Genomic DNA, 13,295 nt, shown 5'->3' with positions numbered 1-13,295 from the left:
ACATTTAGGGGCCCCTGGTTTCGATTCTTATCGAGCCGGGGGCCTTTTTGCGTAGTTTGAGTCCAACGATCAATAGAAAGCCGTCAAGGGCCGCACAGCGGGCGAAGCGAACCCTTTACGAGCGGTTCCCAGGCCAACCCTATCAGCCTGTCCCGAACCTTGCGTTCGGGACCCTGCCACCCGGCGAGGAGTGGGATTCTAAAGGGCAAGCCCTTTAGCCAGCGGAGCGAGAAAATGGATTCTCAAGGGCTGGCCCTTGAGCCAGCGGAGCGAAGAAAGGAGTTTTTATATGGACTTGTTTAACCCAATGAATCCGATGAACTATATAAATCCAGCGTCACCCTATTATCAGGGAAATGTTGTTGAAGATTCCGAGCCTGTGGATGTTGATCTTTCGTCACTGATGAGTGAAATGACGAGTTCGCTTTCAGTATCAGATGCTTTCGGAGAAACATTAGATTTATTTCATATGCTTTTTCCTATCGTGCTTATGGTGGCGATCCCTTTCATCATCATCACGGTTTACAAGCTGTTTAAGCGGATGTTGAGGGAATACGGCTATGAAGAGGTTCCGAAGAGTCCAAAAGCGCCAAAAACGAAGCCTGAGAAGCCCAATGAGCCTATTTACAAGAGTGATGACGGTAAAGGGTACTGGGTGAGAGGTTACGGGGATGAAATTACATATGTGTCGCTTACGGATTTGTATCCAGCAGGCACGAATATGGACGAATTGAGAGATTTGAAATCCAAGGAGGAAGCAAAATGAAAAAACTTTGTGGGGCATGTGCCCAAAAAGCCGGAACCAGTTTAAAAGATCGGATGCAATTGGCGTTATCTCGTCAAAAGGATGTCACTTATGAGTGTCCTGGGTGCGGTAAAGAGCATTTCTTAGCTTCTAATAGAGTTGAGGAATCGGCTGAAACGGGCGAAAATGCCGAAATTCAGGAAACAAGAGAGAATTTCGTCCAAACAAGATTATTTTGAGATGAAGAGAGAGGTGTTTCTTCCATGATATGGATTGCTGCATTCCTTGTAATACTCATTGGGATTTCGCCCTTTGTTGCAAGTGAGTTAAATAAGTTGAAGAAGTGAAAAAAGACTGTTCTGAATTATTCATATAGTGAAAAATTCATAATAAAGGATGTGCTGTTATGGAGGTTTTGGCCTTTACTGATTGGCCGTTGTGGTTGAAAGTGGCGGTTTTCTGCATGATTCCAGGTTGGCTGTATCTATGGTATGTCGCTTTCAAGAAGATTGTTTATGCAGTTAAAGGGCTTTTAAAAAGGGTTTAGGGGTGGATACGTGCGAAAGAATCGCCCAGACCCCATTGTCTATAATATGGGGTCACGGTACGACCTCCCAACACGTTCCAAACCCGTACTGCTCTAAGGTTTGGGCCTTCCACCACACGAACGGTGGAGAAAAACGGAGGAAATCGTACGAAAATCTTAGAAAAGAACTTGTTTTTTAACGAAAATCGAATGCGCTTTGTGGTGCTAAAGTGTCCGGGGAAGAGGGGAAAGGTTATGCCTGAGCAATATACGAAATCTAATGGTACATATAGGGGGAAAAAGAGATTCCAGCCTGATGCAAAACGTTGTGTGTTCAACGTCGATACACTTTGGTATACATACGATGCAGACAATTATGACGAAGTTATGCAAGCTGGGTTTTTGGACAAGCTGGTGGACGGTAAGAGCGTTGCAGAAGAGGGAGAAGGTACGGACTATGTTCAGGTTCAAACGAGCCGTTATGAATATCCTGTGACGTTCTCAATAGAATCTAGCGGCCAGGCTCCCATCTATGCGTTCCAGATTCGTAATGCAGACATGGCTATCTACTTTGCGCGGCGGCGGCGTAATGACGGTACATATCCGGTTAAGGTGCAGATCAATCAATTCAAACTGTGGGAATTGGGGGCGCAAGATGCATTCCTGGAATCGTTGGAGGTTTTGACGGCTCTTGGATTTGCGTATGATGCAGCCAAACCGAACAGGATTGACTTGTGTGTCCACTCAGACCAATTTAAATGGACGCTAGACGATTTAAAGACGTTGGACTATCCAAGGAACGTTGCTGACGACAATAAGCCGAATTTCATGAAGTTAGACCCATGTACGGGAGAGTTTGAGACGGTTTACTATGGTGATCGCTCCAGGCTGCAATTGCGTATCTATAACAAGTCTCTTGAGATCACGAAGAAGAAAAAGGACTATTTCCGTGAAATCTATGAAAATCATGGCATGGACCCGGAAAAGGTTTGGAATATTGAGTTTGAAGTACATAGGGACTATTTGAAAGGTTTTGCTTGTGAAGAGACAGGAGAGACAGGGATTTTTGATTCCATGGATTTTCTGTTGCGCCTGGATGGTTTGTCTTTGCTCTGGACGCATTTAACGAATAAGTATAGTCATAACTCTGCTTTTTGGGGCTTGGTACGTGCAGGAGACGTTAATAGATTCGTAGATTGTGGGCAGCATATTTTTCGCTTGAAAGATATTGATTCAACTAAGCAGCGCGAGGTTTCCCAAATACGGGGACGTTTGATGAAGCTAATTTTAAACGAAGAGTTACCAGAGGATGCCGACCCTATGAACGAAGCCCTGAAAGTGTTTGTGAGTATGGTACATGACTACGAAGAAGAGAAGGAAAAGGATTTTGAAGGCGATGTCTTGCGGAAACGTAGGGAGTATATGGACACGGAAATGCTTAAAATGCGTATGGCTGAACGTCAGAAATCTAGTGATAAATTGGTGCTGTTAAATGAACTATTGACTAAAAAGAGGTTGCATAATGCAGATAATATTTTGGACAAAGAAAAAGCCCAATAATCTTGGGGATTATTAGGGCCGTTGGTAAAACTATGTATGCACCAACTATAGCAAAAACTGAGGTGTAAAACAATGGTGACGTGCCTGATTTGTCTGTGATGGATATGATTCGGGCACTAATCAGTCTATAATGTTGGGTATGTTGGCAACACATCCCACTGTAAAGGAGATTGGAAAAATGCTAGAAACCAAGGATATAGCTGAGATTTTGGACGTGCACAGCAACACGGTACGTAAATATGCTCTTGCTCTGGAAGCACAGGGGTATGTTGTCCAGCGTGACGACAACAATGATAGGAAATATAGTGAGGTGGACGCTACGGTATTCCGTGAGTTGCAGGCACTACGGCAACGGTCGGGATTGAGTGTTGAAAAGTGCGCGGAAGTAATAGCAGCGCGGCATAGAGAGCCATCCGGTAGCGTGTTGCCTAGCGTAATTGAGCCAGATTCTACGCAAATTGTGCAACATGAAATGCAACACGGTGAACTGTTGGGAGCTGTTCAGACATTGGCAGACCTGAATAGGCAGCAGGCGGACGAAATAGCTAGGCTGCATAAGCGTATGGACGAACAGAACAATAATATCAGCGTTATACTAAGGGAAACGTTAGAAACTAAGAGGCTGCTTGCGGCGGCTGCTGAGAAACCAGCGCGGAAAGGCTGGATGTTTTGGCGCAAAGCTGCCAAAAGTGCCGACCCTGATCCCGAGGCCATTTGGAAGAAAAAAGCCGGGGGAGCAGAAGCGATATACGACAGGCCGGGGCGTGAGAAGAAATAGAGATATACTATCTCTATACGACGCGGCACGGTTACACGCATATTTTGAGCAGTTCCAGAGTTTACCGGGGGGCTGCTTTTTGGTTATGCTAAAAAGAAAAAACAATAAGGATGGTGATTGTCGTTGATAGAAAGGTAGTGTATCAGGCAAGTGGCGAGACCAAGAAAAGACCCAAGCGAGGTAGTAAAGAGCATTTGCATTAACCTGAAACAAAAAGTATTAGATGAATTGGCAAAAGAGGGAAACCCTAAAAATGTGATTGAACAGATCATTAACGAAAAATATTCCAAATAAAAGGATAGACAAGACCCAATTTTTTTTTTATGATGTTTCCAGAGCGGAAAATATGTTCGTAGGTCTTGAAGATCATACCAAGTACATAATTCCAGCAAAAAAAATTAGAAAATATCAGCAAACGTGGTGCGTTGTATATGATACAAAACGCCACGGTGACAAGCATAGAAACATCTGCTATGATTGGGGCAACAATTCCAATTGAACGCAGAAAAGCCCTGTTAGGTGCTACCAACACCTACAGGGCGTATGGGTCAGAGTGCACACACACTCATTCCCTTCACACATCCTAGAGCATATTTACCTATGTTGCAATAGTCGCATCGTAGGATAAATTTTCTGTAGGTGTGTCGAATCAGGGAGAGGTGTGCGCCGAATAAGGCGACACCTCTTTTTTTATATTCTGCTAAGGTGGTGATGAAAAATAAACGATGAAGTTGTACAGCAGGAACAGACAACGCAGCCGTCCACTGATGTTGCTGATCCACAAGAAAAACCGGAAAGTACAGAACAACCAATACCCGTCACTGATTCGACTGAAACCAATACCGGAAGTTCTGAAACAACACCGGGAGAGCCAGTGCAAAACCCGGAAAATGCTCAAATTCCTGAACAACCGATTGTTCCACCATTACCGGAACAAGTCGCAGAGGATACAGCATCGGGTGCATTTGCACATGTGGAGACAATTGTCTTACCTAATGGCAGCTCATTTAATTTTGCTCATCAACTGACCCTGGGGGATATACTGATTTCTTCTGCATTGTTCTTGTTGTTGGCCTTTCAGGTACTCAAATGGTTGCTGAATACCGTTTGGGAAAGGAGGGGGTAAGCCGTGGATTTTCATGCAAGTCCACATGACACGGCTATTATGATTGGCATGGCTTTTGCTGTGCCGCTTGTCGGTGCTGTCATTTCCCGGGTTTTTGTTAGGTTGGTGATATCATGGCGACATTAATTGGCGCGACTTTCATTTGGCTATTGGGTAATCCTGATTTACTCCGGCTGCTGCTTACTTTCACTTTAGGCTTGAGCGTGATACATACCGTATTTTCGCTATGGCACATGGTGGAAAGGGGGAATAGCGGTTGAATGTATCAGATTTATGGGATTTCTCGTTTTTTTGGCAAATGTTCCGAAACAACATGGCTACGGTATCACCGTTCGTTATGGTTGTAGTTGCGCCAATTGTGGTGGGGATTCTCATAACCGTAATTATTAAAGCCGTAACTCGTGCTAAAGCATGATGATAAATCATCTAACAACGACAGATCCAACTAGGTATTACCCAAAATCATGGTTTACTGCTGATAAATTGGGTGATTTTTGGGCCAATGTTAAGTGGTTCATGCAGTACAATATGCCGTTATTTTTGATCGTTGTATCCATATTCGTTGTATACATGGTCGTGATCGTGATCATTGATGTGGTATCGGATGCACGTAAGGGCCAGGAACGGCCCGACCAAGATGATTTTGACGTCAAGTATTACTAACTGAGACAAGGGTTAAAACCCACTCTATAAAAAAACAAAATAAACCATTTTCCAAGGAGGAAAACAATATTATGAATACCGCTGCTGTAACTGCTGATTTTTCTGGAGTAACTTTACCATTTAGTGTGCCTGACATGCTTTCCACGGCAACAAGCTTTCTGGGGATCTACGGACCATGGATTTTGCTTGTACTCGGTGTAATCTTCTCGCCAGTGCTGTACGGCCTGGTCATGAAGCTGGTAAGCTACGCATCCAAAAAATTCGCGACCAAATAAGGTGACACGCGCGGGAAATAGCCCAGACATTAAACGTGTCTGGGCTATTTTTCTTAAGGGGGCTTTATTTTGAAACGTTGGATGCTGGTTGTACCGTTTTTGCTCTTTTTGGTTCCGGGAGTTGCATTTGCTTTGGATATCCAGCTTAACAACTATTACTATGCTCATACGAATGAGGCTGGTACAAGGCTGCTGGGTGACAAATTCAGCAATACGACTCTGAGGGCCGATGCTTCGAACAGTAATGGTGTCCTGGTAAATTTGAGATTTCGGAGTCTCGAAGGGCTAGGATCAGACAAGTTATATATCAAATATTCGGATGGTACAAAACAACAGGTGACAGATACGTATGTGCAACTGGACAAAAGGGTTCCATCCGTACAGATTGAGCTTCAAAAAACTACTACCAAAGAAACGTTAATAGAGGTATCGAGTGTCGTTGTGAGCGATGCGGATTCAGCGGAATTGATCAACTACACCTATAACGGCAGCACGCCGACCAAGTACGGAGATTTGGGGAACGGGAGTGGTGGAACAGATCCGGGAAACGTCACTAAAATTCCGTTGAATTCCTATTACGTATCTTACCGGGATGAATACAGGGCAGATTATACGGCTCCTGCTGGTATTTCCAAGTATCAATTGTACTTTACAAGCGATTCGGGAACGGTACATACCTTGGATTATTCTTTCAAGCCTACAGGTATCCATTATCTGACGTGTAACGGTACATACCGAATTAACTTTTTTGACTCATCTGGAAAGCTTGTCAGCCAGACGGAGGATGCCCGTACAACGGCTATACAAAATCCGGCTTGTAAATCTTACACGGAAGATGAAGCGTCCGGCAGGGACGACCTGAGCGCGCGTAAAGATGGTTCAGACATCAAATGGAACAATCCACCATCCGGCACAAAGGAAGTACAGATATGGAAGGATGGTCAGAAGATTGCAACCAATTCAGCAGAAGATACAACACACAAAAATGCGGGGCCAGGGAGTTATAGCGTTGTTGCCGTTGGAACAGATGGGAAGCCTATCGGGCAATCAGATTTGAACGTTACGGATGGAACTGGGCCTGATCCGTCTGAGCCAGGAACGAACCCGTCCAATCCTGGGACGGATTGCGGAACATGCGAAAAATTGGATCAGATGCTTGCTTGTCCTGGTTGGGAATTGGTCATGAATGATTTAACGGATGCCATTAAAGCAGCCTTACCACCACCACCGGACTGGGATGACATTGCCGACAAGATCGGCAGGGCAACCGTCCGGCATTTGTCTGACTACCTGGGAGACGTTCCGGCTCCACCGAGCAAGGAGCAAATAAAACAGGATACAGAAACACCTTTACCACAACTGGACACGACAACGGGAGTGGAAAACCTTACACCAAAGGTTCCCGAAGAGTACAACAGCGGTGATATCAAGTTTGATTTGGAACGGGATGCACCAGTTATTGAAGTGAAGGACGAATCGAAGCCTTTCGATATAGCTGAACCACTGAACAATATCGAATATGACGATCCGGGTAAAGCAGTTTTGCCAGGGGATTCAAACAATAACAGCGGCGGGATAAAGGAACCGGATAAGGTGGATACCGGAGATCAAGAACCGAAGCCAAAGCAGATCATTTTTGATCTTCCAAGGCCAGGGCCAACACCGAATCCTACACCTTCCAATCCACCGTTACCAAGCCCTACACCTTCTAACCCACCAATACCAGGAGGCACAGGAGGGGGTCCGGCAATACCAGACCCAAGTACAGGGACAATACCAATTCCAAACGTTGGGGGGTGATGATTTGAAAAAAGTAATCTCCATTATGTTTTTAATGATGGTCTTAATTCCATTCGGTTCGGCTTTTGCTGCTACTTTGCCATCACACTATGTTGATGTTTTGAGGGGGCAGCCGTTTAAGGTGAATGCATCGTCAACTACTGTTTTTACGGATGGAAATACAGCTACCGGAGCTCAGATGTCAGGAACCTGGGCATATACATTTCCTGAACCCGTTGACATTGCCGGATATTCTACGTATGGAGTCAACGGAATTTATGGTTCCAGTACAAAGGTTGACGTTAGTCATGTGGCGGGGACAACACAAATTTCAGGAAACACAGGTAACGCATTTGTTGAACTGCATCTAAAAGGTGTAACGAAGGTCACGCTCAGTAGGATAGGGACTGAGGGCGGGCCAGGAACATTTTACGATATCAAAATGTATGTTGATCCAACGGCAAACCCGGATGCAAGCAAGTTTGTTATTAATAACTTGAAAGCTGAACAAAGTGGGACGGATGGGGTTTTATTAAACTGGACTGCTGTGGAATCAGCGTATTTAACGGGATATAAGGTGTATTTGAATGGAGCGAGTTACAACGCTGAGATTAGAACCAATTCATACAGAGTTCCGGGCTTGAGTCTTGGACAAACCTACACGTTTAAGGTGGCTCCGATTGATAGAGGTGGGCATGAGTACCCAGGGGCAACGGTAAGCCACAAAATGACTGAACCGGACACTACACCACCGGACAAGGTTCCCAAGGTTACCGTTGATCCTGATGTGTTTAAAGCCGTAGCCACATGGGATGCAAGCAAGGCAGATGATTTGGACGGATATAGGGTGTACCTGGACGGAAAGGGGTTCTCCGGTTGGATCAAAACAAACCGATTCACATTGGAAGGCTTGAAGCCTGGAACAACATATCAGTTGTATGTTGTTGCCAGAGATACTTCCGGTAATGTATCTGAACCTTCTTCAGTAGTGAAGTTCACGACAAAGGCTCTTGTAACGGATACAGAGCAGGAAGCAAAGGACGGATTCTTGTTAGTGACTTGGCAGAAAACAGAAGGGGCATCGTCATACCGGATTTACTTGAATAATCGGTTAATCGCTACCGTTGGGCCAAATGTCTTCGAATACAAGATCACAAGAGATATGGGTTACAACCCGGCTAATCTTGTGAATAGAGCAGATGTCAAAGCTGTTATGGAAGATGGGACGGAGGGGGGCAGTAATAACCCGACAAGCCCAAGTGAGGGCGTTTTGGATGATGCACTGTCCTTCCTAAAGATTGACGACATGATAGCCACATCGCTTGCCTTTCTAGCCATTTATGCACCCTGGATTATTTTAATCCTGGCGGTTATTTTCAGCCCTGTGCTGTATGGATTGGTTGTTAAGTTAATGAATTATTCAAGGCGTAAAACAGACGTTCCGGCAGTCAAAGGAACGGTTTTAAACCCTTATGAGAAAAGGAGATGACCCAAATGTCAGTGACCGATATTTTTCAATTTGCAGGAACTCACATGCTGACTTACTTGGCTCCGATACTGCTAGTCTTTTGCTCACTGGCCTTTGTTGACCAGATCGTGGATTCCCTGGTACGTCTCGTGAAAAGTGCCAGGAAGCAATTCAACATATGATCAAAAAAATTATGGAAGCGAGCTGGACATTCTTTACCCGAATGTTCGGCAGACTCTTCCAGTTCATGGGCGACCTATTCGGCAGCCTATTCCAGACCTTATTTACCTTCTTAAAAAAGTTGCTGCAGCCGATTTTTATCGTTGTTGCCCTGGTGCTCTATTTTGTCTATAAAGTGGCTGAAATAGCGATAACCTTGATCAAATTATTTTTAATCCTGGGCAAGCTGCTCCTGGCTTTTATCAAAGGAATATTTGTTACCCTGGCCGGATTCACCTTTACACCAACAGCCCGGAATGATGGCAGTTGGACACCTATTTTCAAAAATGTAGTCGGTGGCCTGGAAACCTATCAAATGGCAAACCTGGCTTATGTCCTTCAATTCTGTATTTGGTTCGGTGTAGGTTGGGCGGCATTGCGTATCTTGGGAAGTATTCGTAATGGAGGGGATTAAGAGTGTATGAATATTTCCTTCCAACACCACTCAGGAACTTCATAGATTCGATTTTCAACGGCCCACTAACGTTCTTGAAACTGGCTATCCAGTATTTGAATGAAGTTAGCTTGGTAGCCGGAAGAGGGATCAGCTTGCAGAACTATTTTGGGTTCATTAGCTACCTACCAACACCATTCCAGGCCGTTGTGAATTCTCTACTGTCCGGCATTATACTCCTGGCCGTTTTGCAGTTAGTCAAAGTCATTATTCGGATGTATTACGCCATCAAGGATGGAAGTAAGTGGTGGTAATTCCGACTGTGGCCACTCGGATTTAAAAATTTGCTTAAGCGATATTGAAAAGAGGTGCATCATTCAAGATACGTACCTTGAATAGTGTTGCATATATCAAAAAATCCGGAAAGGATGAACGAAATGGAAGCAGATGTATTCAGTTATTTCATGGCGATTGGATCGGGCTTGAGCCTGGGTATTGCCGTTGTTGTTCTACCAGGATTGTGGGTTGCCAAAAAGATTATGACCAAGAAGGGAGCAAAACAACGTGGGATTGTTTAATAGCCGAGAACCATACGCACCGCAGGATGTACTTTGCATTTTTAAAGAGGATGGAACAGCAGCCATTGCGCCAGTTGTTGAAATCAATGACGAACGGGTTTTTGCGGAATCCCTGGACGGGAATTATGCCATACCGCTTGGAGATTTGAAGAGTTTTACAGGCCCAAAAGGGCGTGTCTTCTTGTATCCGACTAGCGTAGAAAATGTTACGGATTGTCAGCGTATTGCGGCCCTGGAACGTTCCACGGTCTTGCGTCAAATCACGCATTTCGCGCCGGAAGAGTACGAATCGGGAGCCAAAGCACCAATTGGGAAAATCATGCTGGTTGTGGGCGGTATCGTTGCACTGTTCTTAATTATCAAAGGATTGGGTGGTTAGGATGAATCAAGCGGGAGCATTGAAGAATGCAGATAAGATCCAATCAGTTATCAATGACGATTTGTTTCCTACGGTTCAGCACGTTTCCGATGTAAAACAAGTCCTGGAATTCATGAGTGACTATGCTGCACCGTTCAGCGAGGATCAGGTACGGGCGTTGGTTCTCCTGGAAAGCCTGGGCAACAATGAACGGTTGCACGGGAAGCAGAATCCGTATAAATCGATCATTAAGGACATTAAAGAAGAATACAAAAAATCCATAGCACGTCCAGAAACGTTCTTGAGAACGATTGAGGAACTGATACCGAAGCCGCCTAAGCCGATTATCATGGCCGATGGACGAGCAATTAAGCCAGGAAGGGGTTAACACTCATGCCGCATAATATAGGCGTTGTAGGGCCGCTGGGGGCCGGGAAAACGACAGTCATGTCCATGATGGCATGGTATTACAAAAATGCGATCGAGAACCGGGGCGGGGAAGTCAAATTGTTTGCGAATTATGACCTATACGGCGCATCGAGAATGAAAAGGCCGGAAGATTGGTTTCGAGTGGCTGAGGCCCACGGTTCTATCATTGCATGGGATGAAGCACACCGTTCCTTTGATAGCCGAAAATCCTTGAAATTCGAAAACACGCTTGCCACGGACATTCTGACATTTGTTCGTAAAATGGCAAGTATTCAGCTTTTTGCCACACCAAGCATTAACCGTTTAGATACGCGTATCCGTGAAATGTTGGAAGTCCTGCTTCATGTCCGGCCAATGGGGAAGAAGGGGATCCAAATTGATTATTACGACTTCCAGGCCGACAGTTTTGGGAAGTTTGGTCAGCTGCTTCATTCCAGGTTCCTTCCTGGTGGCCGAGTGGGTCAAATTCACAAGCTTAATCTGTTTGATACTCACTCATTCGTCGGAGGGTTTCCGTTGCCGAAAACGGAAAAGGCAGCGGAGAAGTTTATGGATCAACTAGAGCTAGTACATAACGAATCCAGGAGGAATATATATGTCAATCGTGCCGCAGGAAATATTGAAGAAAGACCCTCAGCACTTGTTATACCATTACCCTTCGATGCATCCGGTGAGATACACCCAATTACACGCTGAATATCATTTTTGGCGTTCGGTAGATGTTGCTGAACGAACGGCAGCCATGTTTGATAGGTTCCTGGTTCCGTCCAGGCTGCTGCACTGGCAGCGTAAATCCAAATTCGCAGAACGTAGGGTGCAGATATCCAAGAAGACGTACTATGCCATCAGCAGGGACGAAATGACGACCAGGGAATATAAAAGCTACCTGGATGAAGTAAGACGGGTAGAGGAAGAATCAGAGGCGTTGGAGCTGTGCCATGCTTAGTAGGCCATACGTAAAGATGACCAGGACGGATGTAAGGGAAATCTATCGCGCCAGGGATGAACTGAGGTACTATAAGCGGCTACTGTTCGATGCAGCCAGGGCAATAGATTTTAAGGCCATGAATGAATGCCGAAAGCAAATGAATTCGATCCGGCAGCGGATTAAGCAAGAATATGATGTGATTCTGTGAAGGGTGTGATTGAATGGGATGGAAAGCGAATGTACAGGAGAATAAGAAAAAACCAATTGATATAACGCCTTTTGTAATGGGTGTATTGGAAGCAGCAATATGGTTTGGGTTGATCGTGATGTTTGGAAAAGGCGTAATGATTAATATGTCTCAGATGAATCCAGGCGAATGGGAAATACTTAACACATTCATGGATTCTGGAAAGCCAACAACGGTTTTGGTTTTGATCCAAATAATCATGACCGTTTTTGTATTGTGTGCTTATACTGTAATCTATCGTTTTCTGAAACGTATTGATGCCAGGATGAAACGGAAAGAAGCCTGCCCGGAATAAGGGTGGGCCTTTTTTTGCTTAAGCGATATTGAAAAGTGTTGCTAAAACCAAGTTTGCCCGGCGCAAATGAAAAGTGTTGCGTTTTTCAAGTTTATGCGGTACAATGAGTTCAGAAGCAAAAGCAAGGAGGTTCAGGCATGCGAGATAAGTGGCATAGCGAAAATTATGGCGGCGCAAGGGAAGGTTCAGGCCGGAAGAAGATGGGGCAGTCAAAGCCTCTTCGGATCAACTTGCCAGAAAACGAATGGGCTAAGATCGATCAGGAGATTGCAGCGGGTACATATGAGAGTTACGCGGACTACTTCCGTAGGCTTCACAATGAAAAAGGGGGATGGGGAAAGTGAATTATAAGAAGGTTGAGGAAGTCAATGCAAAGCGTTTGGCACTGGCTAACGAAATGATGATTTTGGCGGCTAAAGTCAGTCCGGCAATGGATCTGGAAGAAATGGATGTGATCCAGACGGAAATTGCCTTGCTTCGAGAACAGCATGATGCATTGCCTACGCTAGAGGATATAGCAAATGAAAGATTAATCAGTGAAAAGCTGATAGATTTGGTTTATGCAATTGATGAAATGATGATTCAGACTGGAAAACTTATTGAAACTTTGGACGAAAATCATCCTCATCGTATTAGTTTGAATGGTGAAGTACTAGGTTTGAGAAGGGCGCAAACGGCTGTGAGGAAGTTTCACACTGGAAATATAAAGGGGGGAATCTAAATTATATAGCACATTTTACTAGAATCATGGTAGAATTTGCTGTAACAACTAAAAAGGCCACGTTTCACGGCGGCTTGGGTCTGGACAACCCTCAGCTGCTCAACTGATGGATAAGATCAGAGGAACAGGCGCGCACGCTAATAACATGGCTTTGGGTATTATTCTACCTGATTTCTTTCAGTAGATCAATATATTCATTCCACATG

General features: G+C 44.8%; 21 protein-coding genes. All 21 read left to right on the top strand.

The genetic code is table 11. The annotated features are described in order from the left end of the window. Positions 1-289 precede the first annotated feature (289 nt). The 21 genes from P364_RS0101475 (at position 290) to P364_RS0101360 (ending at position 13,089) form a co-directional block, all read left to right on the top strand. Positions 290-766, top strand: coding sequence for a hypothetical protein (locus P364_RS0101475; protein WP_024628391.1), 477 nt, complete (start codon positions 290-292; stop codon positions 764-766). Further along, positions 763-984: a hypothetical protein gene (locus P364_RS0101470; RefSeq protein ID WP_024628390.1), complete on the top strand. Its 222-nt coding sequence runs from the start codon at positions 763-765 to the stop codon at positions 982-984. Before P364_RS0101475 ends, P364_RS0101470 begins: the two co-directional genes overlap by 4 nt. A gap of 542 nt (positions 985-1,526) precedes the next feature. Further along, positions 1,527-2,831 (top strand): hypothetical protein, encoded by a 1,305-nt coding sequence (locus tag P364_RS0101460; protein WP_024628389.1) that lies wholly within the window; start codon positions 1,527-1,529, stop codon positions 2,829-2,831. Positions 2,832-3,009: 178 nt separating this feature from the next. Then, positions 3,010-3,609, top strand: coding sequence for a MerR family transcriptional regulator (locus P364_RS0101455; protein WP_024628388.1), 600 nt, complete (start codon positions 3,010-3,012; stop codon positions 3,607-3,609). Between the two features lie 874 nt (positions 3,610-4,483). Beyond that, on the top strand, positions 4,484-4,735 hold the full coding sequence (locus P364_RS0101450; RefSeq protein ID WP_024628387.1) for a hypothetical protein: 252 nt from the start codon (positions 4,484-4,486) through the stop codon (positions 4,733-4,735). Between the two features lie 256 nt (positions 4,736-4,991). Then, entirely contained in the window at positions 4,992-5,150 is a 159-nt protein-coding gene (locus P364_RS0101440; RefSeq protein ID WP_024628386.1) for a hypothetical protein, read from the top strand. A gap of 101 nt (positions 5,151-5,251) precedes the next feature. Beyond that, positions 5,252-5,398: a hypothetical protein gene (locus tag P364_RS38015; protein ID WP_161634224.1), complete on the top strand. Its 147-nt coding sequence runs from the start codon at positions 5,252-5,254 to the stop codon at positions 5,396-5,398. 71 nt (positions 5,399-5,469) lie between these two features. Continuing rightward, on the top strand, positions 5,470-5,673 hold the full coding sequence (locus tag P364_RS0101430) for a hypothetical protein (protein ID WP_024628385.1): 204 nt from the start codon (positions 5,470-5,472) through the stop codon (positions 5,671-5,673). Between the two features lie 69 nt (positions 5,674-5,742). Then, positions 5,743-7,473, top strand: a complete 1,731-nt coding sequence (locus P364_RS0101425; protein WP_024628384.1) for a hypothetical protein — start codon at positions 5,743-5,745, stop codon at positions 7,471-7,473. Between the two features lie 4 nt (positions 7,474-7,477). After that, complete coding sequence (locus tag P364_RS0101420) at positions 7,478-8,941, top strand: fibronectin type III domain-containing protein (RefSeq protein WP_024628383.1); 1,464 nt, start codon at positions 7,478-7,480, stop codon at positions 8,939-8,941. Positions 8,942-8,946: 5 nt separating this feature from the next. After that, on the top strand, positions 8,947-9,102 hold the full coding sequence (locus P364_RS37505) for a hypothetical protein (protein WP_161634221.1): 156 nt from the start codon (positions 8,947-8,949) through the stop codon (positions 9,100-9,102). Then, entirely contained in the window at positions 9,099-9,554 is a 456-nt protein-coding gene (locus P364_RS0101410; protein WP_024628382.1) for a hypothetical protein, read from the top strand. Before P364_RS37505 ends, P364_RS0101410 begins: the two co-directional genes overlap by 4 nt. Before the next feature lie 2 nt (positions 9,555-9,556). Next, on the top strand, positions 9,557-9,847 hold the full coding sequence (locus P364_RS0101405; RefSeq protein WP_024628381.1) for a hypothetical protein: 291 nt from the start codon (positions 9,557-9,559) through the stop codon (positions 9,845-9,847). Positions 9,848-9,970: 123 nt separating this feature from the next. Further along, positions 9,971-10,111 carry a hypothetical protein gene (locus tag P364_RS37500; protein WP_161634222.1) on the top strand — a complete coding sequence of 47 codons (141 nt, stop codon included), beginning with the start codon at positions 9,971-9,973 and terminating at the stop codon, positions 10,109-10,111. Next, positions 10,098-10,490, top strand: a complete 393-nt coding sequence (locus P364_RS0101395) for a hypothetical protein (protein WP_024628380.1) — start codon at positions 10,098-10,100, stop codon at positions 10,488-10,490. The genes P364_RS37500 and P364_RS0101395 overlap by 14 nt, the downstream gene beginning before the upstream one ends. A gap of 1 nt (position 10,491) precedes the next feature. Then, on the top strand, positions 10,492-10,857 hold the full coding sequence (locus P364_RS0101390; protein WP_024628379.1) for a hypothetical protein: 366 nt from the start codon (positions 10,492-10,494) through the stop codon (positions 10,855-10,857). Positions 10,858-10,862: 5 nt separating this feature from the next. After that, positions 10,863-11,594, top strand: coding sequence for an ATP-binding protein (locus P364_RS0101385; protein ID WP_024628378.1), 732 nt, complete (start codon positions 10,863-10,865; stop codon positions 11,592-11,594). After that, complete coding sequence (locus tag P364_RS37240) at positions 11,569-11,844, top strand: hypothetical protein (RefSeq protein WP_161634223.1); 276 nt, start codon at positions 11,569-11,571, stop codon at positions 11,842-11,844. Before P364_RS0101385 ends, P364_RS37240 begins: the two co-directional genes overlap by 26 nt. Positions 11,845-12,047: 203 nt before the next feature. Beyond that, on the top strand, positions 12,048-12,368 hold the full coding sequence (locus tag P364_RS0101370) for a hypothetical protein (RefSeq protein ID WP_024628375.1): 321 nt from the start codon (positions 12,048-12,050) through the stop codon (positions 12,366-12,368). Positions 12,369-12,505: 137 nt separating this feature from the next. Further along, complete coding sequence (locus P364_RS0101365) at positions 12,506-12,712, top strand: hypothetical protein (RefSeq protein WP_024628374.1); 207 nt, start codon at positions 12,506-12,508, stop codon at positions 12,710-12,712. Next, the gene (locus P364_RS0101360) at positions 12,709-13,089 is read left to right on the top strand and encodes a hypothetical protein (protein WP_024628373.1); all 381 of its coding nucleotides are present in this window, start codon (positions 12,709-12,711) and stop codon (positions 13,087-13,089) included. The genes P364_RS0101365 and P364_RS0101360 overlap by 4 nt, the downstream gene beginning before the upstream one ends. The last annotated feature ends 206 nt before the right edge of the window (positions 13,090-13,295 follow it).

The sequence above is a fragment of the Paenibacillus sp. MAEPY2 genome (genome assembly GCF_000499205.1).
Lineage (GTDB): Bacteria > Bacillota > Bacilli > Paenibacillales > Paenibacillaceae > Paenibacillus > Paenibacillus vandeheii.
The sequence above is the reverse complement of the archived record's forward strand: the minus strand, read 5'-3'. Positions and strand labels throughout refer to the sequence as shown.